The sequence below is a fragment of the Psychrobacillus sp. Z16_25 genome, assembly GCF_056856695.1.
On record NZ_JBXEOV010000011.1, the window covers coordinates 60,019 to 86,459 of the forward strand.

24 protein-coding genes and 1 riboswitch are annotated in these 26,441 nt (G+C 37.7%); of the genes, 3 read left to right on the forward strand and 21 right to left on the reverse strand.

The genetic code is table 11. The annotated features are described in order from the left end of the window. Nucleotides 1-2: 2 nt before the first annotated feature. From AC1VU3_RS12370 to AC1VU3_RS12380, 3 genes are all read right to left on the reverse strand, one after another. A complete protein-coding gene (locus AC1VU3_RS12370; protein ID WP_480388933.1) occupies nt 3-1,697 on the reverse strand; it encodes an FAD-dependent oxidoreductase in 1,695 nt (564 codons plus the stop codon). A 770-nt stretch (nt 1,698-2,467) separates the two neighbouring features. After that, nucleotides 2,468-3,442, reverse strand: a complete 975-nt coding sequence (locus tag AC1VU3_RS12375) for a tRNA dihydrouridine synthase (protein ID WP_482983644.1) — start codon at nt 3,440-3,442, stop codon at nt 2,468-2,470. A gap of 409 nt (nt 3,443-3,851) precedes the next feature. Then, nucleotides 3,852-4,007, reverse strand: a complete 156-nt coding sequence (locus AC1VU3_RS12380; protein WP_480388931.1) for a hypothetical protein — start codon at nt 4,005-4,007, stop codon at nt 3,852-3,854. A gap of 67 nt (nt 4,008-4,074) precedes the next feature. Between AC1VU3_RS12380 and AC1VU3_RS12385 the strand changes: the two genes are divergently transcribed. Beyond that, nucleotides 4,075-4,494: a hypothetical protein gene (locus AC1VU3_RS12385; RefSeq protein ID WP_480388930.1), complete on the forward strand. Its 420-nt coding sequence runs from the start codon at nt 4,075-4,077 to the stop codon at nt 4,492-4,494. 136 nt (nt 4,495-4,630) lie between these two features. Here AC1VU3_RS12385 and AC1VU3_RS12390 read toward each other — a convergent pair whose 3' ends face one another. Further along, the gene (locus AC1VU3_RS12390) at nt 4,631-6,751 is read right to left on the reverse strand and encodes a leucine-rich repeat domain-containing protein (protein ID WP_480388929.1); all 2,121 of its coding nucleotides are present in this window, start codon (nt 6,749-6,751) and stop codon (nt 4,631-4,633) included. 284 nt (nt 6,752-7,035) lie between these two features. Here AC1VU3_RS12390 and AC1VU3_RS12395 point away from each other — a divergent pair, with 284 nt between their 5' ends. Further along, entirely contained in the window at nt 7,036-7,734 is a 699-nt protein-coding gene (locus AC1VU3_RS12395) for a GTP pyrophosphokinase (protein WP_480388928.1), read from the forward strand. Nucleotides 7,735-7,819: 85 nt separating this feature from the next. On the opposite strand, the gene bsh is transcribed toward AC1VU3_RS12395, so the two are convergent. Continuing rightward, entirely contained in the window at nt 7,820-8,809 is a 990-nt protein-coding gene (gene bsh, locus AC1VU3_RS12400) for a choloylglycine hydrolase (protein ID WP_482983663.1), read from the reverse strand. A gap of 154 nt (nt 8,810-8,963) precedes the next feature. Here bsh and AC1VU3_RS12405 point away from each other — a divergent pair, with 154 nt between their 5' ends. After that, complete coding sequence (locus AC1VU3_RS12405) at nt 8,964-9,209, forward strand: hypothetical protein (RefSeq protein WP_480388927.1); 246 nt, start codon at nt 8,964-8,966, stop codon at nt 9,207-9,209. A 124-nt stretch (nt 9,210-9,333) separates the two neighbouring features. Here the strand turns inward: AC1VU3_RS12405 and AC1VU3_RS12410 are convergent, their stop codons facing one another. From AC1VU3_RS12410 to AC1VU3_RS12485, 16 genes are all read right to left on the reverse strand, one after another. Further along, nucleotides 9,334-10,296 (reverse strand): ABC transporter permease, encoded by a 963-nt coding sequence (locus tag AC1VU3_RS12410; protein WP_482983645.1) that lies wholly within the window; start codon nt 10,294-10,296, stop codon nt 9,334-9,336. Then, nucleotides 10,293-11,444: an ABC transporter permease gene (locus tag AC1VU3_RS12415; protein WP_482983646.1), complete on the reverse strand. Its 1,152-nt coding sequence runs from the start codon at nt 11,442-11,444 to the stop codon at nt 10,293-10,295. Before AC1VU3_RS12415 ends, AC1VU3_RS12410 begins: the two co-directional genes overlap by 4 nt. Next, nucleotides 11,437-12,969 carry an ABC transporter ATP-binding protein gene (locus tag AC1VU3_RS12420; protein ID WP_482983647.1) on the reverse strand — a complete coding sequence of 511 codons (1,533 nt, stop codon included), beginning with the start codon at nt 12,967-12,969 and terminating at the stop codon, nt 11,437-11,439. The genes AC1VU3_RS12415 and AC1VU3_RS12420 overlap by 8 nt, the downstream gene beginning before the upstream one ends. Nucleotides 12,970-13,083: 114 nt before the next feature. Beyond that, nucleotides 13,084-14,223, reverse strand: a complete 1,140-nt coding sequence (locus AC1VU3_RS12425) for a BMP family lipoprotein (protein WP_482983648.1) — start codon at nt 14,221-14,223, stop codon at nt 13,084-13,086. A 117-nt stretch (nt 14,224-14,340) separates the two neighbouring features. Beyond that, nucleotides 14,341-14,442, reverse strand: a riboswitch (purine riboswitch). A 447-nt stretch (nt 14,443-14,889) separates the two neighbouring features. Then, a complete protein-coding gene (locus AC1VU3_RS12430; protein WP_480388922.1) occupies nt 14,890-16,143 on the reverse strand; it encodes an S-layer homology domain-containing protein in 1,254 nt (417 codons plus the stop codon). Between the two features lie 322 nt (nt 16,144-16,465). Beyond that, complete coding sequence (locus tag AC1VU3_RS12435) at nt 16,466-16,756, reverse strand: hypothetical protein (RefSeq protein ID WP_480388921.1); 291 nt, start codon at nt 16,754-16,756, stop codon at nt 16,466-16,468. 68 nt (nt 16,757-16,824) lie between these two features. After that, a complete protein-coding gene (gene rlmD, locus AC1VU3_RS12440; RefSeq protein ID WP_480388920.1) occupies nt 16,825-18,189 on the reverse strand; it encodes a 23S rRNA (uracil(1939)-C(5))-methyltransferase RlmD in 1,365 nt (454 codons plus the stop codon). 95 nt (nt 18,190-18,284) lie between these two features. Further along, nucleotides 18,285-18,479, reverse strand: a complete 195-nt coding sequence (locus AC1VU3_RS12445; RefSeq protein ID WP_480388919.1) for a hypothetical protein — start codon at nt 18,477-18,479, stop codon at nt 18,285-18,287. Between the two features lie 225 nt (nt 18,480-18,704). Further along, a complete protein-coding gene (locus tag AC1VU3_RS12450; protein WP_480388918.1) occupies nt 18,705-19,616 on the reverse strand; it encodes a diacylglycerol kinase in 912 nt (303 codons plus the stop codon). A 100-nt stretch (nt 19,617-19,716) separates the two neighbouring features. After that, a complete protein-coding gene (locus AC1VU3_RS12455) occupies nt 19,717-20,280 on the reverse strand; it encodes a thioredoxin family protein (RefSeq protein WP_480388917.1) in 564 nt (187 codons plus the stop codon). A 220-nt stretch (nt 20,281-20,500) separates the two neighbouring features. Then, the gene (locus AC1VU3_RS12460) at nt 20,501-21,463 is read right to left on the reverse strand and encodes a C-terminal binding protein (protein WP_480388916.1); all 963 of its coding nucleotides are present in this window, start codon (nt 21,461-21,463) and stop codon (nt 20,501-20,503) included. 12 nt (nt 21,464-21,475) lie between these two features. After that, on the reverse strand, nt 21,476-22,408 hold the full coding sequence (locus tag AC1VU3_RS12465) for a U32 family peptidase (RefSeq protein WP_482983649.1): 933 nt from the start codon (nt 22,406-22,408) through the stop codon (nt 21,476-21,478). Beyond that, nucleotides 22,405-23,310 (reverse strand): dihydrodipicolinate synthase family protein, encoded by a 906-nt coding sequence (locus AC1VU3_RS12470; RefSeq protein ID WP_480388914.1) that lies wholly within the window; start codon nt 23,308-23,310, stop codon nt 22,405-22,407. The genes AC1VU3_RS12465 and AC1VU3_RS12470 overlap by 4 nt, the downstream gene beginning before the upstream one ends. An 11-nt stretch (nt 23,311-23,321) precedes the next feature. Then, nucleotides 23,322-24,767: an alpha-ketoglutaric semialdehyde dehydrogenase GucD gene (gene gucD, locus AC1VU3_RS12475; protein WP_480388913.1), complete on the reverse strand. Its 1,446-nt coding sequence runs from the start codon at nt 24,765-24,767 to the stop codon at nt 23,322-23,324. A gap of 14 nt (nt 24,768-24,781) precedes the next feature. Further along, nucleotides 24,782-25,657, reverse strand: a complete 876-nt coding sequence (locus AC1VU3_RS12480; RefSeq protein WP_480388912.1) for a fumarylacetoacetate hydrolase family protein — start codon at nt 25,655-25,657, stop codon at nt 24,782-24,784. Further along, on the reverse strand, nt 25,657-26,430 hold the full coding sequence (locus AC1VU3_RS12485) for an IclR family transcriptional regulator (RefSeq protein WP_480388911.1): 774 nt from the start codon (nt 26,428-26,430) through the stop codon (nt 25,657-25,659). Before AC1VU3_RS12485 ends, AC1VU3_RS12480 begins: the two co-directional genes overlap by 1 nt. Between the last annotated feature and the right edge of the window lie 11 nt (nt 26,431-26,441).

Consider the following 26,441-nt stretch of genomic DNA (forward strand, 5'->3'; position numbering starts at 1 on the left):
TACTACTTGAAATTATATTGCGTCACGATTGGCTCTCGTTTTAATGATTGATCTCGGAAATATTCATATAAAGAAATACCTAAAAACGAGCCTGAGATATTATAAACATTTTCATAGCCACTATTAACAAGAGCCATCACAGCATTATAGCTGCGTTGCGCTGAACGACAGTGTACATAAATAGGTACGTCTTTTGGAATCTCATGCATTCGGTCGCGCAGCAGACTTAACGGAATGTTTACTGCTCCTTTTATCGCTCCATTTGCAAACTCATTTGGCTCTCGAACATCTACAATAAATGCTCCTGCTTCTACTAACGAACGAACTTCACTTACTCGTACTTGTTTAAATCGTCCTGCCATAATATTTGTTGCCACTAACGCAGCTAAATTGACTACATCTTTTGCAGTGGAGAACATTGGTGAATAGGAAAGCTCAAGTTCTTTTAAATCTTCTATTGTTCCGTTCATTGAAATGAGTGTCGCTATTACATCAATACGTTTATCTGCATTTCCTTTACCGATTGCTTGTGCCCCAATAATCCGACCAGTTGGCACTTCATAAATTAGTTTGAGGTGCAGTGGATTACTTGATGGCATTAACCCTACCTTATCTGGTGCGATTACATACACCGCATCGACCGGCAATCCTATTTGTTTTGCAGTTCTTTCATTCAAGCCTGTTGAGGCAGCTGCATAATCAAACACTTGAATACTTAGGGACCCAATAACACCTTTGTTTATAGCCGGAATCCCATATATGTGATCCGCTGTTGCACGTGCTTGACGCTGAGCTGGACCAGCTAAAGCTAAACGTGTAGGCTTATTCATCAAGCGATGATACACTTCAATGGCATCCCCTACTGCATATATATGAGGGTCCGTTGTTTGATAGTTTTGGTTGACCTTTATTGCTCCAGTTTCCCCAATCTCTAGTCCTGCTTCGGCTGCTAACGATGTTTCAGGGCGTACCCCAATCGCTAACACGACAATATCTGCTTCAATTATGTTGTCAGAGTTTAACTTGATATTTGTTGGTGTTATTTCTTTTAGGCCGTCTTCCACCACTAGCTGGACACCTTGGTCGACCATTTCCTTATGTAAGATTTGCACCATATCGTCATCAAAAGGAGTTAAAATTTGCGGTGCAAATTCCACTAATGATACAGAACGACCAGCTAAACGTAAGTTTTCCGCTACTTCCACACCGATAAATCCGCCACCGATCACCGCTATGCTTTTTGCATTTCTTTCCACAATAGCATTATGTAAACGCTCGATATCCACTACATTACGAACAGTGAAAACATGAGGTAAATCCGTTCCAGGAAGATTTGGCACTATTGGGCTAGCGCCAGGCGATAAAATAAGCTTGTCATATGATTCTGTCGTTTGTTCGCCTGTCAGTACATGCTTCACTGTCACCGTCTTTTCATCACGATTAATCGCGATTACTTCGCTATTTACTCTTGCGTCAATATTATACTTCGTTTCAAACGAATCTGGGGTCATCATTAATAGTCGCTTACTATCTTGTACGACTCCACTTAAATAAAATGGCAAGGAACAATTGGAGAATGACACATGTGGTCCTTTTTCAAACATCACTATTTCTGCTTGCTCATCTAAACGCCTGATTCGTGCAGCTGCAGAAGCACCTCCTGCAACTCCTCCAATAATCACTACTTTTCTCATCATGTAGCCTCCTAATTTATTTAGAGTTAAATATATCTTTACCATCACATTATACCCTATAGGGTATAATGTCAATGAAGAAATACTAGACGATTGATATCTAAGAGCTTACTAGAGATAGATAGTCTCGTTTATAAGGATTCCTTCTTTGATAGCGGGTTACTCTTTCCAGGGTCGGCTTTTCTCTCGGTCGCGGGTGGTTTATTCTCGGTTGGCTGGGAGTTACTCTCACTCATGGATGATTTACTTTCAGATAGACCACCTTTACTCTCATTTAGCCGGTTTACTCTCGGTCGAGCGGGATTTATTCTCACTCATGGCTGATTTACTCTCATTCAAATTGGGAGGAGGGCATGGTCTGGATCCGCTATTCTTCCAGGGTCGGCTTTATTCTCAGTCGTGGGTAGTTTATTCTCGGTCGGCTGGGAGTTACTCTCGTTCGCGAGTGATTTATTCTCGGATAGACCACCTTTACTCTCATTTAGCCGATTTACTCTCGGTCGAGCGGGATTTATTCTCATTCGTGGACTATTTACTCTCATTCAAATTGGGAGGAGGGCATGGCCTAGATCCGCTATTCGTCCAGGGTCGGCTTTACTCTCGGTCGTGAGTGGATCGTTCACTCCTGCTATGATAAAAAAGCAGACAAGTTAGGACTAACCATCCTAAATTGTCTGCTAGATATATGTACTATTAATGTTATACGGAATTACAATTTATAAAACAGAAAAAAACGAATTTCATTTTATAGAAATCCGTTCTTTTCGTTAAGCCTATTCATTTAAATCATGGTTTGCTTCAAATTCGTCAAGCAATGCTCTTACCTCATCCGTTGTTTTGGTGTTCATCAATTGATTTCTCAATTCACCAGCACCTCGGAATCCTTTTACATAGATTTTGAAGAAGCGGTGCAAGCCAGTAACAGGACGTGGTAATTCTTCTTTGTACTGATCATGCAGGTCCAGCTGCAATCTTAATAGATCTAAGTATTCCTTACTACTATGCTCTCTCGGTTCTTTTTCAAAGGCAAAAGGATTTTTGAATATACCTCGACCAATCATGATACCGTCTACTCCATATTTCTCCGCAAGTTCCAGACCTTTTTGTCTATCCGGAATATCTCCATTGATCGTTAGCAATGTTTGCGGTGCAATTTGATCACGTAATTCTTTAATTTCCGGGATTAACTCCCAATGTGCGTCTACCTGGCTCATTTCTTTTCTTGTACGTAAATGAATCGAAAGGTTTGCGATATCTTGTCTTAAAATATGGGCTAGCCATTCCTTCCACTCTTCAATTTCCGAATAACCAAGTCTTGTCTTTACACTTACTGGCAATCCCCCTGCTTTGGCTGCTTGGATGATTTCAGCAGCTACATCAGGACGAAGGATGAGACCGCTCCCTTTCCCTCTCGATGCTACATTAGGTACTGGGCAACCCATATTAAGATCGATTCCTTTAAAGCCCATCTCGGCCATACCAATACTCATTTGGCGGAAATACTCAGGCTTGTCCCCCCATATATGTGCAACAATCGGTTGTTCGTCCTCTGTGAAAATTAAACGACCTCGCACGCTTTTTTGACCTTCTGGATGACAGTAGCTCTCTGTGTTTGTAAACTCTGTGAAAAACACATCCGGTTTACCCGCTTTTGCTACAACATGCCTAAATACAACATCTGTAACATCCTCCATTGGTGCAAGCACAAAAAACGGCTTCGGCAAATCTGCCCAAAAATTTTCTTTCATCTTTTATTCAAGTCCTCTCTTCTCAACAATTAATTCCATGTTTCATTTATTAGAAACATCCAAACAATAAGTTCCGGATATTAAGTAGATAAAATAATGTCATCTCATAGTATAACCTAGCTTTTTTAATTTATCTTCACACATGTTTCTCGTCAACTAATTATAGATGGATAATCTCCTACGTGCGGGTTTATCTAAAATAAATAAATGGGAAACCCATCATAAAGGATTTCCCATTTATTCAGCCCTATCGCAAGAATATTAAATGATGTTTGCACTCATTCAACATTCTCCATCCTCACTAGTATTGGCTTATGAGGATTGAACCAAAAGACAAGCTGCCACCGCATTCCCGAAACTATACTTATAAATTTTTGTATAGCAAGGAATGGATTTCGAGTTTGACATGTTAACCTTCTTCTCCTTCGAGCGTTTCTTCAAGATCAATTAAATCAAAGAGTAAAACTGCAACCAAAATAATAACGAGAAGGTCATTGTCAATTCCGATTTCCGAAAAGGCATAAGCAACCACTGCAAGAACAACTGCTATCAACTCTATATTCATATTATCACCACTATATTATATGTATAAAAACATTTGATGTGTAGAACATATACCAGAGGTGACTTTAATGGGCGACATTACAAATATAGATATTATTAAAATGTACACGGAAACAGATGAAGAAATGAAGGCATTAATCCATGAAACGGATAAAAAAGCTAAAAAAGCATTAAGAATTACCGTGTGGTTAAAGATCATTGTTTCCCTTGTTTCCGTCTCTGCCATTGCATCTTGGTTGAAATATCATGGTCATAAAGAAATTTGGGCATTGCTTTTAATTTTTTCTGAGCTTGCAGACATGTTGCTAGATAACCTGCCCTATTTTAATCAACGCATTAACTTGCCACAAATGAAAATTAAACTGGAACATATAGAAATTGAATTAAAGAGTGACTTACTTCAATTTGAACGTGGAATAATCGATGAGGATGAAGCAGTTCGAAGATATTTTGCAATCCGCAAAGCTTGGTTAAAAGCAGCAGGATAAATAAGAACTCCAGCAACATCCTTCTAGTTCTCCTGAAAACTCCTCTCGTATCTCGAACTTATCTGCTATACATATGTTTTCCATAAAACGGGCAGGTCAGAAAGCACACACTTTCTAACCCGCCCATTCTTTTTATTTATTTCCACTTCACATAAAGCGTGCGTGGTTGTTTTTCAACCTTATTCCAATTTGTCCATGCCTTTGAATAGTTTTTAGTTGTATACAAATTGACTAATGTATTTTGTTTAATGCCGCGGTGATAGTCATATACAAGGTTCTTAATAGACGTTGATTTGATGATTTTTGTATTTTTTCCTTTTAGGGTAATCGTTTTTAAAGGATTTACAAGGAATGCATCAAACGGTACGCTTCTGACGGATGCAGGAATCACAAATGACGAAAGCTTATTATTAAAAAATGCACCTTCTTCGATTTTGGTGATGTTCGACGGGACAGTAAATGTCTTTAAGCGATTATTCGCAAATGTTCCAGGCTTTATAACCGTCACCTTATTTGACATCTGAACCTTTGTTAATCTATTTTTATTAAACGCTTCTGCTTCGATATTCGTCACACTGTTCGGAATCATAATGCTTGCTAATCGGTTATCTGCAAATGCATTTCTTCCAATGCTTTTTAAGCCAAATCTTAACGAAACAGAGGTTAGTTTATTACCTGCAAAAGCAGCTGAGCCAATTTCCTGTACTGTTTTTGGGAAGGTTAACTTTGTCAACTCATTATCCGCAAATGCTGCAGACTCAATGGTCTTCAAGTTTTTAGGAAACGTGATGCTACTTATTTTATTCATAGCAAATGCTCCAGACTCCACGGTTTGTAAAGTTGTAGGAAGCTTAACAGCTGTTAACTGATTACCATAAAACGCCATTTCTCCAATTCTTGTAATAGAGTTTGGCAATTGAACATTGGTAAGATTATTTTGTTCAAACGCCCAGTTTGGGATGTTCTTAATAGACTTAGGTAAAACAAGCTTGGAGATTTTATTGTTGCTAAAGGAGCCAGGGTACAGCTGTATATCTTTGCCCAGAAATGTGACGCTCTGCAGCTGGTTATTTTTAAATGCATTGTCCCTTATCTGCTGCATATTCGCTGGGATTATTAGCTTCTTTAATTTGTTATTTTCAAATGATCCAAATTCTATTGAAAGTAGCTGTGCTGGTAGCTCAATTTCCGTTAATTGGTTAGACGAAAATGCTCTTGCTGGAATACTGCGCAGTCCACTTCCTAGTGTGAGTCTCTTTAGCTCCGACCTCGAAAACACTTCATAGCCTAATTGAGTCACAGAATTAGGAATCGTTACACTTTTCATTTGTGTTCCTAAAAATGCCTTGTGATCAATTTTCTTCAGCTTTCCTGGTAGCTCTAATGCATAGTTGGCAAATGCTGCTCCGTTATAGCGAAACGCATTATTGCTAATGTATTCTAGATTACTAGGAAGCTGAAGCGGTGCACTAGCTTTTACAAAAGCGTAGGAAAATGCATACGGTCCGATTGAGCGAATACTGTCTGGGAAATGCACCTCCGTAAATCGCTCCTGAGCTTCTTTTTCCGTTTTTGCAAATGCATAAGGACCAATTGCTGTTACTGGCAACCCTTTTAATACACTTGGAATTATTAAAACCTTTGTTGGTTCAGCAGGTTCATAACCTGTAATTTGCGCTTCTCTTACACCATTTCTCTCAATCACTTTAAAAGTAAAGTCCCCGTCTTGATCGTCTGGTGTCCGGTCGAGATGTGCAGGGTATTTGACTACAACTTCTTTCCCGTACCCTCTCGCAATATCTTCACCTATTGCAGTCACACTCTCCGGTATCACAAGCTCTTCTAGCAGGTTTTCTGCAAATGCTTCATCACCAATAGACTCTAATTTTTCGGGTAATGTAACGGACTTGATACTATTTCCTAAAAACGCTTGTTCCCCAATATGGCGAAGAGTAGACGGGAGTTTTACAGTGGAAACGATTCTTTCATAAGCATCTGGTCTGTCATAATCAAACCATTCAGTATCGATATAAAACGCACCACTGGATATTTCAGTCACAGGAAAACCATCAATTGTTTCAGGAATGATTAAATCTCTTTTATAATCTGCACCATTAATTGCCACTTCTTTTGACCCGGTTGGACCTATAAAGATTTCATAGTAGAAGTTTGTTTTTGTTTGAGCGTCAGCTTTCTCTGCTGAATATATCATATGCAGTGGTACTATTATCAGTATGATCATGAGTATTTTCTTCATGTTATATCCCCTTCTCTGTATGCGGTTAAAATAAGATGTTGCAACCTGCTTTGCTAGAAACACCATCTAACATTACAACCATATTATACCATCCTCTACATACTTTATCTTGCACCGGTTTCTGCAGCCTGTCTCAACTAAATATTCTGGAAAGGCGGACTTTTCAATTACATAAGTATTCAGTTTTAGAGTGTTATAATAATTCTGGGAGAAATAGCATTTGCGACTGATGATATTCAAACATCTGATTGTATGTGGTTTGTTGTATTTTCGGAGGTAGACATATGGAGCGAATCCTAAATCCAGGGAGAAAAGACATTGCTAAAATGATGCTAGGCTATAAGTTTGCATTAGAAGAAATTAAAACGAAAATCTCTATACTGCTAGAAGAGTTTCAATTAATTCATGATTATTGCCCAATAGAGCATATAGCAACTCGACTGAAAACCCCTAGAAGTATTGCACAGAAAATTGAACGGAAACAGTTAGCATGGTCTATGCAAGAAATTGAAGACAAAATTCGTGACATAGCTGGGATTCGTATTATTTGTTCGTTCGAGGAGGATATTTATCGGATAGCAGATATATTGTGCAATCAACATGATATTAAGGTAATCGAGACAAAGGATTATATTAAACATCCAAAAGAAAATGGGTATCGAAGCCTGCATTTCATTTTTAAAATACCTGTTTATTTAACAGATTGTGTACGTGAAGTATTTGTTGAAGTTCAAATGCGCACAATTGCTATGGATTTTTGGGCTAGTCTTGAGCATAAGATTTTCTATAAATATAACAAGACGGTACCACCAAATATTAGACAAGGATTAAAGGAAGTAGCAGAGCAAGCTGCTGCGTTAGATGTTAGAATGGCTACTTTAAATAAAGAGATTAATCTTCTAAAAGAGCAGGATGAGGATTCAGATAATGAAAATATGAGTAATTATATCCAGCAGTTTATTGCCTATAATTTAACTCATTAAGCAGTTCAAAAAAGAATTGCTATTATCATTAATAAATCCGTCTTAGTTAGGGTTATCCAACTAAGGCGGATTTTCATTACATCTATTAGTTCTGATGATTGATATCTTGGCTAGTAAGGTATTGAAACATTTTAAGTTCTCCCCCATCAAGCTGTTCTTTGTGCATATTTATCGCACTGATGCGATTATTTTCATATGTTCTGTAATAATAAATACCTTTTTCTTGATCCATACAAGAGGAATAGGTCGTTGAATCCTCTTCTCCTTCATCCGTGAGGACTCCACCTTTGACCATTTTCACATAGTCAAGCATGTGGAAAAATTGGGTGAGTGCTTGCTCGTCTCCTTCAACTTTTGGCATATGCGAGCGAATAAAAGCAATTCGCACAAATCTAGAAACGGAAGCAAAGTCCCCAGGTATACCTAATGTTCCTGCTCCGACGCCTAACGCCTTTAGTTTTTGATCACCCCATTTTGCTTCTTTTGGAGATACCGGGGTTACATGTAGATATTCATTTAGGTTTATTACATGCCAGTCAAAGCTAGGGTTGTTCGTTAGAACTCCCAGGTGATTGTCATGCACAATTAATCCATCCTTTGTCTTTTCTACTACAATGCACTGCCCAGTCTTATCTACTACAATCCAGTGAAGCATTGGAACTGGTGTGTCTTCATTGATTGGACGATCCACCAGCTCTAGCTGCTCGATTGCACGTTTCACTTCTTCCACTGTTTCATGATTTGATAATACCCATTGGATAAAGTCGTATGGCGCAATATTATTCTTTCCTTCAACGGGTTCTTTCTCAAAATACGCATAGCCTTCAAAATTTAATCCCGCAGCAGCTAAACCAGCTTCATTCATAGCATCGGCTAGAACGGGATGATTATCTATCACCGTCCCCATCCCAATGATAGCCCGCTTATTTGTTACGCTGTTACCAGACACTCTATCTTGAAGTTTATAGTTCCTTGGTATTATCATCACTGCTTGATTGAAAAAATAGGCTAAATCCATATTTCTTCCAAAAAACCATTTACCCTCTTGAGATTGAATACTTAATCCTGTGCAAATATTGGTTCACCTCATTTAATCGTATATATAATTCTAGATAGTTTGTTTCATTTATTTTCTTTTATACAGGCATAAATCATCCAAACTCTTTAGATTCAATAAGTGCATATTCTATAAATATTCGAGCAAGCTACTATGTAAAAGAGGTGTGTTTATGGCTATTTGTCCATTATGTAATGCACTAAAAACAATGGAAATCGATTGTCCAGAGTGTCATATACTCTTAGACGACGGGGGTAAAGTGTCTGACTATTTAGATCCATATGGTCATTATAATGATGAAGAAACAAACAAAATGGGGGACGGTTATCCCAATACTGCTATAGATCAAATATGCCCACACCTCATGGTTTGTAAAGAATGTGGCTATGACAAAGTGGTTCTTATCCAAGAGCAATAAGAGTTGCTATTCCTTATTCTTTTATTCACTTAAGTACTGTCATAGAGAAAAGAACGAATTCCCCTATAGGAAATTCGTTCTTTGTCGTTACATCTTATTTGGAAATGCCGCCTAGTACTCCTATTTACCTCTTTCCTTTATCATAAATTTCACCTAATGCCCTTGGAGCACGGTTTGATTTAGAGAAGAAGATTAATAACAGTAACGTCAATACATAAGGCAGAATCATGAATAGATCGGTGAAACTACTTGGCAATGCCATTGACTGAGCTACAAAAGCTCCTCCTGATTTGGCAAATCCAAATAAAAGGCATGCCGCTAAAGTAGGGAGAATCCTCCAATTACCAAAAATTAATGCAGCAATTGCCAAGAATCCATATCCCATATAGATACTTGAAGAAAAGTTTGCCGAAATAGAATAGGCAAAACATATACCACCCAGACCTGATAATAGGCCAGATACTAAAACTGCCGAAAACCTTATTTTCGATACGTCTACACCTGCGGCATCAACAGAATGGGGGTTTTCGCCACAAGCTCTTAAGCGCATACCATACTTTGTTTTATATAAAAGATACCAGGCAAATATGGCAATCACTACGATAATTACTTCAAATGGATATACATTTGTAAAAATAGCCCCTATTATCGGTATATTGGCTAACCCTTCAATCGTGAAACGTTCCGATACACCTAGCTGAAATTTGTCGGAAGCAGCTCCAAAGACAAGCATATTAATCTGTGTCGTTAAGAATGTCGTAAGTGCCATCGCTAAAATATTTATCACAACACCACTGATTACTTGATCTGCTTTAAACTTAATACTTAGAACGGCATGAATAACGGAAAAAGCCATCCCGCCAAGCATAGCAAATAGTAATGCCACATAAAAAAGATTTTGAACATCCATGCCGAAAGAATTTGCTATTAAAACAGCTGCCAGTGCCCCAGTGAATGCCCCAAAACCTTGAAATCCTTCCAACGCCAGATTAGTAATCCCGCTCTTTTCACTATATATACCGCCTATTGCAATGATAAAAAGAGGAAGAGCAAAGGATAAACCATCAATAATTATTGTATCCATCATGCTTCACTCTCCTTTCGCCCCACTTCTTTTTCCTTCAATTGGCTAACTTTATATTTCATATACACACCACATGCACTGAACAATAAGATCAATCCAACAATCACAGAAGATATTTCTTGTCTGATTCCAGCCTGTGAACTCATGTATGTGCTTCCCTGATCAATGATAGATACTAAAAAGGATGAAAAAATAACGCCAATCGGATGAGAATTTCCTAGCAGTGATACAGCAATCGAATCAAAACCGATACTTGATAACACTTTTGGCTGTATGGAAGAATAATAACCAAGATAATAAGTTACACCTGCAAGACCTGCCAGTCCTCCTGAAATGACCATGGCTAAGATTGTATTTCTTCCCACATTGATTCCTGCGTATTTTGCAGCTTTTCGGTTGGAACCTACCGCCTTCAATTCAAAGCCAACCACCGTTTTGTCCATCACAAACTTTATTAAAATAGCTGTAAGGATTGCTAGAATAAAGCCTAATGGAATGTCCATTTTTAAATTTCCTACCTCGACATTCACTAGAGTCAATCTAGCTGCTTCTGATATATATTGAGATTGTCTGGAGACAGGGTCGATATAATACATCTGAATAAAAAAGCTAATGACATATTGGGCCGTATAATTCAACATAATAGTAGATACGACTTCATTGATATTAAATCTATATTTAAGCCATCCTACTAGTCCTCCCATCAGTCCCCCAGCAATTACCCCGATTACTAATACAAGAGGCTTTGCAATGTAGGCATCTAAACCACTGTAGCCAACAAGTATGGTAGCCAAAAAACCAGAGACGAGCATTTGACCGGAGACCCCAATATTGAAGAGACCTGCTCTATAAGCAACAGCAACTGCCAAACTTGCAAACACAAGAGGTGTCATGGCATTTAATAAGCTCAGAAAGTCAGTAATCATACTCTTATAGCCAGCGTAAGAAGGCTTAGGCAAGATTCCTGAACCTTGAAGCAAATTGTAAAATGCTTGCAAAGGATTTTTGCCGATCAAAAGTATAACAATAGCTGCAGCAATAAAGCTTAGGAGTATGGCGATTAACGGAATGGAAATATGTTGCCATTTCTCATTGCTTATTGGCCGAATAAGACTATATTTTAAACTTTTTTTCTTTTTATCTTTACTCATGCTTTGCCCCCATCATATATTCACCGACTTCATTCGTCGTTAATGATTCTCTACTAGCAATCTTTTGAAGTTGACCATTGTAAATAACGCCTATGGTATCCGCTACATTCATAATTTCATCCAACTCCAATGAAATAAGTAAAATCGCTTTTCCACGGTCTCGTTCCTGAATTATCATTTTGTGAATGTTTTCAATCGCACCAATGTCCACACCTCGTGTCGGCTGAACGAAAATCATGAGAGGGGATTGCAGCTCAATTTCACGAGCAATGATTGCTTTTTGCTGATTGCCTCCACTCATGGAACGGACTTGGGTCTTGATACCTTGTCCACTTCTAATATCATATTTATCTATCAATTGAGAGCCAAATTGCTCAAATTCTTCTTTATTCAAGATACCTTTAACAGAAAAAGGATTCTTATAATACTGCTTTAAAGCCAGATTGGTTGATAAATCAAAATCCAAAAACAGACCATAACTTTGTCTATCTTCAGGTATATAGGAGATTCCATCCTCTGTTCTATTTCTGATGGTTTCATTCGTAATGTCCTTGCCACCAAGAATTATGCTTCCGCTACTCACCTTCTTTAATCCAGCTATGGCATCCGCTATTTCCACTTGACCATTATCTGCAACTCCGGCAATGGCAAATATTTCACCACCGCGTATGGTAAAGGATACGTCTTTTACCACTTCAAACCCATCTTCATTTTTAACAGTCAGATGCTCTACCTTTAATACTTCCTCTTTAAACTGAGCAGGAGCTTTTTCCGCTTCAAAGCTTACCTCTCTGCCCACCATCAAACGAGCCATATGATGAATTGATGTTTGCTTGACATCTAGCACATCAACTAATCTGCCCTTGTTCAATACTGCGCATCGGTCAGCCACTTTCTTGATTTCTTCAAGCTTATGTGTAATTAGAATAATTGTTTTGCCAGCATCCCTTAAGCCTTGAATAACGTTGAGCAAGAACTCAATTTCTTGAGGAGTTAGAACTGCAGTTGGTTCATCAAATATGAGGATTTCTGCTTCCTTATAAAGCACCTTTAAAATTTCAACCCGTTGCTGCATAGAGACAGTTAAATCCGTTATCTTTTTTTTAGGATCAACTTCCAAAGCAAACTTTTTAGACAATTCTTCAATTTTACGATTGGCATTTCGGATATCTACATATGGGAAGATACCCGCAAATTTTTTCATTGGTTCAACACCTAAAATAATATTTTCTGTAATCGTATAATCTGGGACTAATTTAAAATGCTGATGAACCATTCCTATGTTTAGCTTCGCCGCATGGTTAGGTGAACTAATAATCACTTTTTCTCCCCGGATATATATCTCTCCTTCATCCGGTTCATACATGCCGCCAAGCATACTCATCAAAGTCGACTTACCTGCCCCATTTTCTCCAAGCAGAGCAAAAACTTCTCCTTTTTTTATACCGATGGATACATCATCATTCGCAACAATTCCAGGGAATCGTTTGGTTATATGTTTCATTTCTACAATATAATCAGACATTTTTCTCCTCCTTTATCACCGCTAATATGCAAGGAAAAATTTAGAAGCTTACCGCTCCTGATATTAATTCAGGAGCAATAAACTTCTAATTGTTCGTTTTATTATTATGGAAAGTTACAACCCTGGGAACTTTTCTGGTTTATGACCATTAAAGTTAGACGCTGGTACGATTGTGCCAGCTTTCACCAATTCGTAAGCTTCATTCATTTTAGTAAGTGTATCCTCTGATAACTGGTGACGGCCCTCCTCTTTTATGAAACCAGTAGAATCTGTATCAGCATAAAGGACTACGTTTCCTCCTTTGAAGCTACCGTCAACAACGCTATTCAGTGCCTTTTCAATATTCATGCTCATAAATTTTACCGCGGACGTTAACACGATATTTTCAGAACCGTTTACGCCGTCATCAAATTGATCGACATCAACGCCAATTACCTTTACGTCACCTTTCGCTTCCTTAACAGCTGTGAATACACCATTGCCAGTACCACCTGCAGCTACAAAGATTCGGTCTACACCTTGTTTGATCAACGCATTACCAATTACTTTGCCAGTCGCTTCATCTGCAAAAGATCCTGCATAGTTACCTCCGACATTTTCACCTGTTACATCAGTCCCTGCATAACCTGATAACTCAACTACTTCTACATTTTTTCCATAAACGTTATTCACATAATTTACACCAGATTCAAATCCGAATTGATAGTTTACATTGGAAGGATAAGCAATTCCATTTACAACCGCTACCTTATTGGATTTTGTTTCAAGCGCTGCAGCCATTCCTGCAAAAAAGCCGCTTTCTTGTTCAGCAAAGTTCATTGCGTATACATTATCGAATGTTTTTTGATCGCCAACGGGTGTTGGGTCAGAGTCATTCAGGATAAATACTTTATCTGGATTCTCTACAGCTATGCTGGAGATTCCGGCAAATTGGAAACCAGGTGTCACGATAACATCATAATCTGCCACGATATCTGCAACAGCTTGAACAGCTGCAGTAGGATCTCCAGTTTCTTCTCTGATAGCTTTCACTGTTGCTGTTGGGTTATTTTCAATAAAGCTCAAAATACCGTTATAGTTATCTTCATTAAAGTTGCCATCATCAACGCCAGAAGGACTTGTAACTATAGCAATTTTTAGCCCATCTCCACTTGCTTCGGAATCTGCAGCGTTTTCCTTATTTCCGCATGCTGCCATTACAGCAGTCAGTAAAGCAATGATCAAAACCACCGCTATTTTTTTAAGTTTTTTCATAACCTATACCTCCAATAAAATCTCGTTTATATCCTCTGTAAAAATTAAAAAAAGCACCGAGTTATACCGGTGCTTGACTTTAGGAAGGTAAATAACGAAAAAAGATTAGTTTTCTCTCGATTATATACTCAACCTCGTAGTCAAGCTATTTATGGTAGCTTGGTAGAAACTTTCGGGCCATATCCCCAACATTATACGAGAATAGTATTTAATTTTTACAAAGTCATATTAACATCGAGATTTAACACTGTCAATAACATACGTACATTTAACAAAAATATATATAAAACGTTCGTTAATTTATAGAAAATAAATAAAATTACGTGGATATATAATTATAACGAAGTTAAAATACTAAATTTTTTTGCTATAAAAAGTAAAGCGAAAAGAATGAATAACGAATTGAAATATCCTATAATCTTTTAAAAATATTATATTTTCAATAATAATTAGTATTAATTTTTACCATAAAAATAGAGACACCATTAAGTGCCTCTTAAACTACCATACTTTTATCCCGCATTAAGGGACAGTAAGACTCCCACTTCAAGATGGCAAAAGAACTGAGACAGCTAAGTGGGAGATCAACTGTCCCTAAAAGCCCGATTGGTTCAACTAATGCTTGGTGGGGGGAGGAAAGCCCCCCCACCAAGGCAAAGTTTCACTTTATTTACTTAACCCTTTTTCATGTAATCGATAGATAATGGCTGCTATATGTGCTCTTGATGTGGAATTATTAGGACCAAATCGTCCATCAGAGTAGCCATTTAAAATTCCTTCTTGTTTCATTGTTTCAATTGCTATGTATGCCCAATGATTGTGACCTACATCTATAAATGAATTCATTTGTGTATTTATAGAAGAGCCATACAAACCTGCGTTATAAAGTATTTGTGCTATTTGTGCTCTTGTTAAATTGGCATTAGGAGCGAAACGATCATCGCCAGTTCCATTCATTATTTTATGTTGAGCAACTAAATGAATTACATCTACAGCCCAATGATCGCCATTGACATCACTAAATGAAATTTTTTCATTTGTTGGAGTAAGCCCTAAATAATTACTGATAATTTTAGCAGCATGGGCTCTTGTTACTGGCTTATTCGGCTTAAATGTTCCATCAGGGTAGCCAGAAATCCAACCCTTTTCTGCTAAAAACATTATTTCTTTTTCTGCCCAATGTCCTACTACATCTCGGAATTTTTTATTATCATATTGCGTTAAATTCCATTCGTCTATTACCTTGCCTACTTTATTTCGATAGTATTCACCACCCAAATGATTGTATCCGGCTTCGGCAATATCGTATAGATATTCTTTCGCTGCTTTATCCAAGCTCCAGCCTTTTTTAAGTCTTTCTTGATAGTTTGTTTTTGCGAAACTATATCTTTGGTTTAATAGTAAGTTTCCTGCTAAATAATCAATCGCTTCTTTATGAGAATTGAACTTTCGATACCAGTTATCTCTTCTTTTACTTTCGTCAAATATTTTTCGGTCATATCCATAATCCACCAAAATAGGTACAGGCTCATAATCTTCATCTGGTTGCCCTTTCAGTTGCCAAGCGTTTTTCGGGTTATAACCCCATACTTTTATCCCGAAAAAATTATTCGCATGTATAGCGATTCTTGTTGTTCCATAACCACTCTCCAGAATTGCCATGCCCATAATTGCACTAGCAGGTATTCCCCATTTTTCACTTGCATCTATTGCAGGAGTAGAAATTTTATGAATAAAGTCTTTTTTCATTTGGGTAGAGATATTTGAATATGTAGATAAATAAGCGTTACTATTTCTACCTAGCTTTGCATCTTCAAATGGTAAGGGGTTAATGTTTGATGCACCTGATACCACCAAGTTGAAATTTGTGGTAAGTAACAAAATTATAAGAAATATCACTACTTTTCTTGTATTTTTCAACTACAGATCTCCTCTCTCATTAAAATCAAACTCTATTATCATAGCAGTTTTTTTATAACTTTCGAGGGGAATCTCCTATTTTTTTGGTAGTAATTCATGGCTATATTTCCGAGCTTTACATTAGCTCACTTCATTCCAGTAAACAAAAAACCACCATTCATCCTGTAAGGACAAATGATAGTTTTGTATTTAATAATCATATTTTTTGTTTTATTTAAAGGTAAGAAATGGTTACTCAAAATATTAAGCCTCTGCTTTTTGTACAAGCATAATAATGTACTGCTAAAAAATCCTTCTTGAACCCGCATTCTTTCGTTCCCAATTATAATAAAGTCCTGCACAAATCGGTCATTTTCTCGATTTTTTTCTCTCTTTTTTCCGCCATCACATTATTATTATTCATAATAAAGTCCTGCTCTTCTCTTGCCTTCCCCCTCCCTTTCCCCCTTCTTTTTTCGGGTTCATTTGAACCCGTCTTGCTTTTCCTCAAGCCTTTCTCCCTCTCGTTTTTTCTCGCTTTTCTTCCTTCCTTTTTCTCTTTTATTACACGAAAAAGGATGGGAACTTGGTTCCCATCCTTCCTATTTCTTGCCTGGCTCTGAATTGGTTTCATGCCTTTTGCACATCTTTATTTTCAATTCGTCATGACTTTATTCTTTCTACCACAACTTTATTCTGGCTTTACACTTTTAAAAAGAGTTTCGCTACCGCTTCGCAGTGCGTGCTTTGAGGAAACATGTCCACTGGCTGTATTTCCTTCGTTTCATATCCGCCATCCTCTAGGATACGTAAATCACGTGCTAGAGTTGCTGGATTACAGGACACGTAAACTACCCGTTTTGGCCGCTGCTCAATAATTGTTGTGAGCAACGCTTCGTCACAGCCTTTGCGTGGTGGATCTACTACTAAAACGTCTGCCTGCTTTCCTTCCTTGTACCAACGAGGGATGACCTCTTCGGCTGGACCTGCCTCAAAGTAAGTGTTTGTAAAGCCGTTAAGCTCAGCGTTACGTTTTGCATCCTCTATCGCTTGAGGTACGATTTCTACTCCTAATACCTGCTTCGCTTTTTGTGCAAGGAATAAAGAGATTGTGCCAATTCCACAGTATGCGTCGATTACTGTTTCATCTCCAGTGAGCTGCGCATAGTCAAGCGCCTGTTTATACAGCACCTCGGTTTGCTCAGGATTCACCTGATAAAAGGAACGTGCTGAGATTTCAAAGCGAACATCTCCGATTTTATCCTCAATGGTAGGCTTGCCCCAAACAAGTTTTGTCTCATCTCCGAAGATGACATTCGTATTCTTCGGGTTAATATTATGCATAATAGAAGTCACCTTGGGCTCGATTTCACGAATCAGCTGAATGATTTCGTCTTTCTTTGAGAGACGAGGATGCTTAGTGATAAGCACTACCATTACTTCGCCCGTAGCTCTTCCTTTACGGACCATCAGATGGCGAAGCTGTCCTTTTTTGGTTTCTTCATTATATGGGATTAAATCTAGCTCCAATGCCTTTGCTTTTATTGCTCGCATCAGCTGATCTGCCTCATCAGTTTGAATTAGGCAGGTTGGTGTGTCGGCAATCTTATGTGATTTAGCCTGGTAAAACCCTGCAATCACTTCTCCGTCTCTCATGCCAAAAGGAATCTGTGATTTGTTTCGGTATTCCCAAGGCTTGTCCATCCCCTTAACAGGTAGTACTGGAGCTGTAATTTTGCCTAGACGCTGCATGACATTGCGAACCATGTTTTCCTTGTACTTCAGCTGCCCTTCATAGGATAGGTGTTGAAGCTGACAGCCCCCACATTCGTAAAAGACGGGACAAGGAGCATCTACACGATTGGGAGATGGGTCGATAATGTTTATTAATTTGGCAAAGCCATAATTTTTTAATGTCTTCAGAACGTGTATTTCTGCCGTTTCTTCCGGCAAGCCACCATGAATAAATAGTGGGTAGCCGTCTACTTTTGCCACGCCAGAACCGTCATGTGTCAAATCCTCTATTCTAACTGTTAGTCGATCATTCTTTTTTACTGGTGTATTCACGTAATTTCTCCGTTCTCTTATGATGAGATTCATTATATCAAAAATAGGGCAATTGGGGGGGAAAGTTGATTTTTAGGCAAAAAAAATCAAGCAGACTATTCTGCTTGGATAAATTGTTTAAGTTTTTTCTTCTCTAAAACCTTCCACTGCATAGTAGGCACTATGTTTTGATTCAAACGATTTGCAAACACCTGTGCCGAGTATGGGTTATCAAAAATCTTCATCTCGTGGCTGTTTGAATTCTTCAATGTCTCGGTAGTTCCGTTAATGACTCGAATAATTATAAACATTCGACCACTCCAAGTTTTTGACATAAAATCATAAATTGTTACAAAAATATTGTCTCATAAAACAGATATTTTGTATATTGAAATAAAAATTTGTAACGAAATGGTAATATTTTTTCCGTTAAGCTATTATTCTGAAGCATGATTAATTTACATGGTAATACCTTACTAGCATAAAAGAAAAAGCACCTACGACTTTTAGCAATAAAATCGTAAATGCTAATATGATTAAGGTCTATCTTGTTCTCGGATATCATTGATTGGAACAAAAACCTCAATATGTCGATGTAGATTTTGAAAAGTTGCAGGGATTTCTCCACCATATTCGCCATCTAAGTTAAGCAAGACTTTTTCTTCTGCCGTCACTTTTATATGGCTTGCTTTTTTATAGATCACATGTGGATCCGCTAAATGCTCTCCTCGAAGTGCAAGCGTAGCCAATCGAATGAATTCCGCTACATTAACCTTTTTCAATATTAATAAAGAAAACTTCCCATCATTAATACTTGAATTTGGCGCAAGCTTTTCAAAGCCACCAACTGAGTTAGTGAGTCCTACTAAGAACATCATTGCCTCATCTTCAAATACTTCTCCATCATACTCAATACGTACCTTAGAGGCTTTAATCGAAGGAAGCATCTCAATTCCTTTTAGGTAATATGCAAGTTGACCTAACATCGTTTTAAGCTTACTTGGTACCTCATACGTAAGCTCCGTAATTCTTCCTCCACCTGCGATGTTAATAAAGTATCGATCGTTTACTAAACCGACATCTACAGGTATAGAGTCTCCCTTAATGATTATATCCACCGCAGCCTCAATATCTCGGGGAATATGTACCGCTCTGGCAAAATCGTTTGTAGTCCCCATAGGAATCAGACCAATCTTTGGTCTTTTTTCAAACTTACTTACCCCAGCAACCACTTCGTTCAAGGTGCCATCTCCGCCAGCTGCGATGATAATATCAAAGCCATTTTCAACTGCTTTTTCAGCCGCTTTTATTGCATCGCCTTCTCCAATTGTTGCATGACAAGAAGTTTCGTAACCTGCAATCTCTAATTCCTCCAACACTTCTGGCAAATGTTTCTTAAAAAGCTCTCTTCCAGAGGTCGGATTGTAGATAATCCTCGCACGCTTCATACTGATTTCCTTTCTTCTTTACAATTTCATTCTATTAATAAGACCGTAAAACCACCTAGAAGGTTTCCAACATTCCAAAAAAGTCGACGATAGCCGACTCTTATTTTTGTAGAACCTGCATCCAGCTGTTACGGATACTTTCATAAACAGCCAAGTGGAATTCTTTATTCTTTACAAACTCAAGCATTAAATTATCGTAAAATTTCTTTTGAGCTTCCTCAAAGGCTGCATCCTCTTTTGCTGGGAGTGATGCTCTTCCTTCCATTACAAAGCTCTGCACACTATCCGCTCTTGGTCCCCATTTAGCAAGTACTTCTCCATCCTTGTCTAGTAATAGATACATAGGGATTGAGCGTCCACCATTTGTCAAATAACGATCCATCAGCTCAAGATTTTCATCACGAAGCACTGTCCGAACCTCGATATCGGCAGCTTCAGCAATCTTACGTAAGATAGCATTATTCATCATGGCATCTCCACACCAGTCTTCTGTTATGACAAGTATATGTGGTGACTTCACTTTTAATATCTCAATAAATTCATCATCAGCCGGCACATCAAAATTATTGTACACCGCAAATGACTCTTCTTTCTTCGTAGTCATGTCCTCCATGTAACGATCCAATGGTTTTGCAGTTTCAAAATACGCATGTTCTGTTTGCAATCTGACTACCCCCTTTTTATCAAGTATACTTTCTTTCAAAATGTTATTCAAATAAGTTGATGAAACTAATAGGTGTCCATTACTCTTGAAAACTATACATAAAAGTAATACAAAAATAATAAGCACTTATAAATATAATTATAAGTGCTCACTTGCATTTCTATTAGTATTTAATTCTATTAGTTTTCTTTAGAAATTAGTAGTACGAAAAGTTTTTCCTTTACTGGACTTGATATGTTGGCTTTATTCCTTTCAGAACCTCTACTACATTTTGAGTTGCTTTTGTTCTTAGCTCTACTACTGCTTCTTCTGAATAAAAAGCACTATGAGGAGTTATATATAGATTAGGTAAGGTTATCAACTCACTGTCCAAGGGGATTGGTTCTATCTCTATCACATCTAAAGCAGCTCCCGCTATTTTACCAGATCTAATTCCATGGACTAAAGCTTCCGTTTGTATAATCGGACCACGAGCAGTGTTAATTATAAACACTCCACTTTTTAATTGTTCCAGCACTTCGAAATTAATTAGATGTTTGGTATTTTCAGTCAAAGGAACGTGAATGGATATTATGTCAGCATTCTGAAGAATATCCTTTAACTCCATTTTTCTAACTCCGTAGGTTTGCATCTCTTCTGCAGAAATAAATGGATCATAAACTAGAATTTCTTTAAAACCCAATGGTAAAACTTTTTCTACTACCTTTTTAGGAATTTTTCCGAAGCCCAATATCCCAAGTACTTGATTTTGAAACCTGTAGATTGGTGTACCAACACTAAAATCCCAAACGCCATTTTTAACTGCGTTATTTAACTCGACAATTTTACGTGTCCATGACAAAAGTAAGGCTACAGTATGGTTAGAAACCTCTTCTATTCCGTAATCAGGAACATTGCACACTGTAATACCTAGTTCCCTTGCAACCTTCAAATCAATAGTGTCAACGCCAACTCCATATCTAGAGATAACTTTACAATTCTTAAGGTTTCTTAGCACCTTTTCGGAAAGAGGGGCATATTGGTTGATAATGGCATCTGCTTCCCTTGTTGCTTCCATAACCTCTTCCTCAGTCCGACATTGGGCTTTAATAGTCTCAATATCTAAACCACTTTCAGCGAATACAGCTTCTTCAAAGTTCAATTGGTTAAGTTCATAATCTGTAATTACTACTTTCCATTTCAACAGTCACTCCTCCTAACTAAGTTCAGCAATCCCTAAACCTGATGCACCAAGTTCAGAACTCTTGGCTTCTGGGTAATATCGCTTAATCATTTCAACTCCTATAGATGCACGACGCACTCTTTCTCGAACCAAAGCCAAGTTAGTAGATTCCCATTGTGTCCCCGATGGATATACATCTAGGTGGTTACGTAACCCAAACTTAATATAAACCGGAGAGAGCACTCGAATAATCTCAGGTATTTCATAATAGCGTAAGAAACCTCCGAAATTATCAGGTACTTCAATGTAAATATCGATAGGAATATCTATAGCTTGTCTTATTGCTGCAAGTTTTTGCAACGTCAAAGATGAAGGAACATTATATGTATCAGCTCCTAATTCCTCCATAATCTTTACAGAGACAGGATTACAAGCTCCCATTTGAACAGATACCTTTACGACAAAATCACTCGGTAGTAGGCCTTCTTCTTTCATCTTTTTCGTCATATATAGCAAACCTTCATCCGCTATTAATGCACCTTTTAGCCCCAAATCTGCTCCTCGAATTAAATCTTCCATCGCATATACCAATTGATTTACACCTTCATGTCTTAACGCTTGAGACTTTCCTGCTGTTGTCAATGGCCCAGCACTAATATCCCAAGTACCACGCGGCCCTACGAACAAGCTTAATTCCATCCCTCGCTCAGCAGTTAGCTTACACATTTCTTTTATTTCTTCATCCGTTTGTAGCATGATCCCACTCCCCTGAGAGATTCGATGAATAGTAAGTCCATATTCATCGATTGCTTTTAGTGTCTCTTTTAAAGCTAGAGGTCCCTCCACACTTGGAAGTTCTATTCGATATTGTGCACCGTCTGAAAAACGCTTTTCCGATGTTGGTAATTCTGCGTAATCATTTACGGGATAACCTAGTTTCTCTAATAGTTTTTGTGATTTGTTCATCTTATCTCCTCAGATTCCAAAATATTTTGCAGTAAATCTTTCATTTTATTTCTTATTAAATCATTAGAATTAAAGAATGGTTGACGATAACCCACTTTTCTATTCGGAAACCAGCGCAGGTGAACAGCTTCCTTCATAGTCAAAAAGAAACTAGGATGCCAAGTGTACATATCCATTAGTTTAGAGATTTTTAGATGAATAGCTTGAATTTTAGATAGTTCCTTATCTTGAATGGCATTATACAATTGAACAGACAACTCAGGTAGAAATACCGATGTTCCATTGATACTACCAGCAGCACCAAGAAGCTGAGTATCAAGCATGTGCTCATCGAAAGCAGAGTACACTTTAAATCCAGGATGCTTTTTTGTGATTTGCTCAATCACAGTCCTTATGCGGCCAATTGTTGGCACCGTTTCTTTAATCCCTTTTATGTTTGGACAATTTTCTACTAGTTCAGCAATTACCTCAACAGGAATTTCCTGCCCTGTTAATTGGGGAATATTATACAAATAAATATCGTTGGAAACATGATTAGATATTTCACTATAAAATTTAACCATTTGTTCATTCGTCATATTCCAATAGTATTGGTTTACCACCATGACTCCTTTAGCACCTAACCTGGTTGCATAATTGGCCAAATCTATAATCTCTTGTAAAACCGTCCCACCTACACCACACATAACCGGTACTCTGTTATTGATGTATGAAATCATCTCAGCAATATATGCCTTCTTTTCATCAAATGATAGAAAAGGAAACTCCCCAGAGCTACCTAGTAGAAGAATTCCATGTACTCCACTTTCAATAATATGATCAACCATCTTTTTATTTAAATCGCTATCAATATCACCATTCTCATTAAATAAAGTGACTATCGGTGGAATTATTCCGTCCATATATGTAACTCCTAACCGCGTTTAATAAATACTGTTTTAGTACTAGTGTAAAATTCTTTTGCTGCTTCTCCTTGTTCTCTACTACCGGTACTAGAGGACTTCATGCCACCAAAAGGTGCTTGAAATTCTACTCCTGCGCTTTCAGCATTTATACGGACTAATCCTGCTTCTATTCCATCAATAAAGTCCATTGCCGCACCTATGTCTTTCGTAAATATAGAGGCACTTAATCCATATTCCACATCATTCGCTAACTCAATGGCTTCGTTACTAGATTTCACTTTAATCAAGGCAATCACAGGTCCGAAGATTTCCTCTTGAGCAATTCTCATGCTAGGTTTTACATTGTCAAAAATAGTTGGCTCTACATAATATCCTGGCAGGGCTTCGGATTGAAGTGATTGCCCCCCAAATATTAATTCGGCTCCTTCTTTTTTCCCTATATCAATATAATCAAGAACAGTATTATATTGACTTTCACTAGCACATGGCCCCATCCAGCTATTACTGTCTACACCAGGACCAATTGTAATTTTTGCTGATTCACTGAGTAAGCGGTCTTTAAAACTTTCGTAGATGTCTTCCTCTATAAATACCCTACTAGTAGCTGTACACTTTTGGCCTGTAGATTTAAAAGCTCCACTTAGTACTGCTTCTACTGCATTGTTAATGTCTGCGTCCTTAAGAACGATGACAGGATTTTTTCCTCCCATTTCTAGTTGAACTTTGACAAGATTTTTTGCAGCTGCTTCAGCAACCAATTTCCCTGTGTTACTAGAGCCGGTGAAAGTAATTCCGTTAATTCTAGAGCTATTTATTAGCTCATTACCTATGGATGACCCACTTCCAGTGATAAAGTTTAATACCCCAGCAGGTAAGCCTGCATCTGCAAAACACCGGATTACCTTAGCAGCAGTTACAGCCGCCTCAGATGCCGGTTTAAAGACAACTGTATTACCATAAACTAGTGCTGGAGCAATCTTCCAAATAGGTATTGCAACTGGAAAGTTCCATGGCGTAATAACACCTACAACCCCTAAAGGGATTCTCTTGGTGAACATGAGCGCTTTGTTATCAGAAGCTGGAATTAGATCGCCCTCTTTTCGGCTTCCTTCAGCTCCGTAATATTTTAGAATTGCGATACCTCTTTGGGTTTCACCCATAGCTTCAGGAAAGGTTTTGCCCATTTCCTCTGTCAACGTCTTGGCAATATCCTCTAAGTTTTCTTCTAGTTTTGCAGCAACCTTATACAAGATTTGCCCGCGTTGAAATTGACCTAAGCTTTCCCACTGTTTTTTCGCATTATGTGCAGAATTGATAGCTTCATTTAGCTCCTCAGCAGTAGAAGATTGAACATAACCAACAACCTTTCGTGTAGCTGGATTAATACTTTCTATCTTTTTTCCACTGCTACTCTTTCTCCACTCTCCATTAATATAATTTGAGTATTCTGTCATTTAATGATCCTCCTTTAGTTCTGGCTCACCGTATTACGTAACGTTCCGATTTTGTTACTGAAAATTTCAATTCGATCTCCAACTTTAAGAGTAAACTCATTTGGTGGGACAATACATGTTCCAGTCATAAGTGCAGTACCAGGTAATATATCATTATCATATGTTAAATAACGTACTAAATCGTCTAATTTCCGCTTTAGTTGATTAACAAAAGCGGAACCTTCAAAAAGCAATTCTTGTTCTCTGTAAATTCTACAGTTTATATCTAGAGAATACGGATCTTCAATGAACTCCGGGATTAATATTGCAGGTCCAAGAGAGCATGAATTCTTCCATATCTTTGCTTGTGGTAAATATAAAGGATTTTCGCCTTCAATATCACGACAACTCATATCATTTCCCAATGTATATCCAATTATCTCACTGTTCTCACCTATGATTAACGCCAACTCAGGCTCTGGAATTTGCCAATTAGAATCTCTTCTTATATATACTTCGTCATCAGGACCAACAAGTCTTCTAGCAGTTGATTTTAGAAATATTTCCGGTCTCTCTGCATCGTATACTTTATCGTAGAAGGTCTCCTCGTCAAACTTCCCTTGGGTAGCCTCATAATTTCGAGCATCTTTACTTTTCAAATAAGTAACTCCAGAAGCCCAAACTTCTTCCGATTCTATTGGTACTGTTAGTTTCAGATCTTCAAAATTCGAGCCCTTTAAAGCTACCAATCCTTCATTCTTTATATAATCTTCTAACGAGATATTGAGATTTTTCAAACTATAATAAAACTCCACATAATTATTAAATGGTATTTTATAAACTTCTGAATTAGATGTTACTATTGCTGAAACTACATCCTCGTTTTCATTAATATAACGAATAAATCGCATTAGACACGTTCCTCCCATTTCTGATATCCTAATTCCTTAGATACTGCCGAGACGCAATCCGTTAAATATTGCAGGTTATCTTTTTTCTTTGTTTTAGAAAAATTCGCTTTAGGTGTAGAAACACTTATGGCAGCGATCACTTCCCCAGAATAGTCAAACACCGGCATGGCTACACAGATTATCCCACTTTCATTCTCCTCTACATCCATGGAATAACCCTGTTCTCGTACAATCTCCAATTCCATTAGATAGTCATTATAGTTTGTAATTGTATTTCTCGTTCTCTTTTCAAAATCGTATTGATTCATTAATTGTTCTAACTTAGAAAGAGGAAGGTAAGCGGTTAATACTTTTCCAACCGCACTTGAGTGCAAAGGAACACGCTTACCGATTCTCGAATAAATCACTAACGTATTGCGCCCGCTTATTTTATCAATATAAACTGCCTCTTTCCCCATTCTTGTAACTAAATGGACAGTCTCTCCGGTTAGTTCATTCAGTTTTTCAAGATGTCGAGAAGCAATACTTCTTATATCAATCTGATTTACTAGTAGATTTCCTCTTTCATACAACTTCCAGCCTAAGGAATATTCGCTTGTTTCTTCATTTTGTGTAATATAACCATATTGCTTCAGTGTTTTCAAAAGAGAGTGAACGGTACTCTTGTTTAAATCTAGTTTCATGCTAATTTCTTTGATAGAGACCTCTTTATTTACTTCATCAAAAATCTCTAGTATTTCTAAAGCCCTAGCAACCGCTTGTATTATTGGCATAGTTCTTACCT

Excerpts from the sequence above, each read along its gene's own strand:
- AC1VU3_RS12480 (WP_480388912.1), bottom strand. The coding sequence starts at position 25,657 with ATGCGATTTATTCGTTATATTAATGAAAACGAGGATGTAGTTTCAGCA.
- AC1VU3_RS12445 (WP_480388919.1), bottom strand. The coding sequence starts at position 18,479 with ATGTTTATAATTATTCGAGTCATTAACGGAACTACCGAGACATTGAAG.
- AC1VU3_RS12465 (WP_482983649.1), bottom strand. The coding sequence starts at position 22,408 with ATGAACAAATCACAAAAACTATTAGAGAAACTAGGTTATCCCGTAAAT.
- AC1VU3_RS12415 (WP_482983646.1), bottom strand. The coding sequence starts at position 11,444 with ATGAGTAAAGATAAAAAGAAAAAAAGTTTAAAATATAGTCTTATTCGG.
- AC1VU3_RS12390 (WP_480388929.1), bottom strand. The coding sequence starts at position 6,751 with ATGAAGAAAATACTCATGATCATACTGATAATAGTACCACTGCATATG.
- AC1VU3_RS12370 (WP_480388933.1), bottom strand. The coding sequence starts at position 1,697 with ATGATGAGAAAAGTAGTGATTATTGGAGGAGTTGCAGGAGGTGCTTCT.
- AC1VU3_RS12450 (WP_480388918.1), bottom strand. The coding sequence starts at position 19,616 with ATGAAGCGTGCGAGGATTATCTACAATCCGACCTCTGGAAGAGAGCTT.
- AC1VU3_RS12395 (WP_480388928.1), top strand. The coding sequence starts at position 7,036 with ATGGAGCGAATCCTAAATCCAGGGAGAAAAGACATTGCTAAAATGATG.
- AC1VU3_RS12485 (WP_480388911.1), bottom strand. The coding sequence starts at position 26,430 with ATGCCAATAATACAAGCGGTTGCTAGGGCTTTAGAAATACTAGAGATT.
- AC1VU3_RS12425 (WP_482983648.1), bottom strand. The coding sequence starts at position 14,223 with ATGAAAAAACTTAAAAAAATAGCGGTGGTTTTGATCATTGCTTTACTG.
- AC1VU3_RS12420 (WP_482983647.1), bottom strand. The coding sequence starts at position 12,969 with ATGTCTGATTATATTGTAGAAATGAAACATATAACCAAACGATTCCCT.
- gucD (WP_480388913.1), bottom strand. The coding sequence starts at position 24,767 with ATGACAGAATACTCAAATTATATTAATGGAGAGTGGAGAAAGAGTAGC.
- AC1VU3_RS12435 (WP_480388921.1), bottom strand. The coding sequence starts at position 16,756 with ATGAAACCAATTCAGAGCCAGGCAAGAAATAGGAAGGATGGGAACCAA.
- AC1VU3_RS12380 (WP_480388931.1), bottom strand. The coding sequence starts at position 4,007 with ATGAATATAGAGTTGATAGCAGTTGTTCTTGCAGTGGTTGCTTATGCC.
- AC1VU3_RS12470 (WP_480388914.1), bottom strand. The coding sequence starts at position 23,310 with ATGGACGGAATAATTCCACCGATAGTCACTTTATTTAATGAGAATGGT.
- AC1VU3_RS12405 (WP_480388927.1), top strand. The coding sequence starts at position 8,964 with ATGGCTATTTGTCCATTATGTAATGCACTAAAAACAATGGAAATCGAT.
- AC1VU3_RS12410 (WP_482983645.1), bottom strand. The coding sequence starts at position 10,296 with ATGATGGATACAATAATTATTGATGGTTTATCCTTTGCTCTTCCTCTT.
- AC1VU3_RS12385 (WP_480388930.1), top strand. The coding sequence starts at position 4,075 with ATGGGCGACATTACAAATATAGATATTATTAAAATGTACACGGAAACA.
- AC1VU3_RS12375 (WP_482983644.1), bottom strand. The coding sequence starts at position 3,442 with ATGAAAGAAAATTTTTGGGCAGATTTGCCGAAGCCGTTTTTTGTGCTT.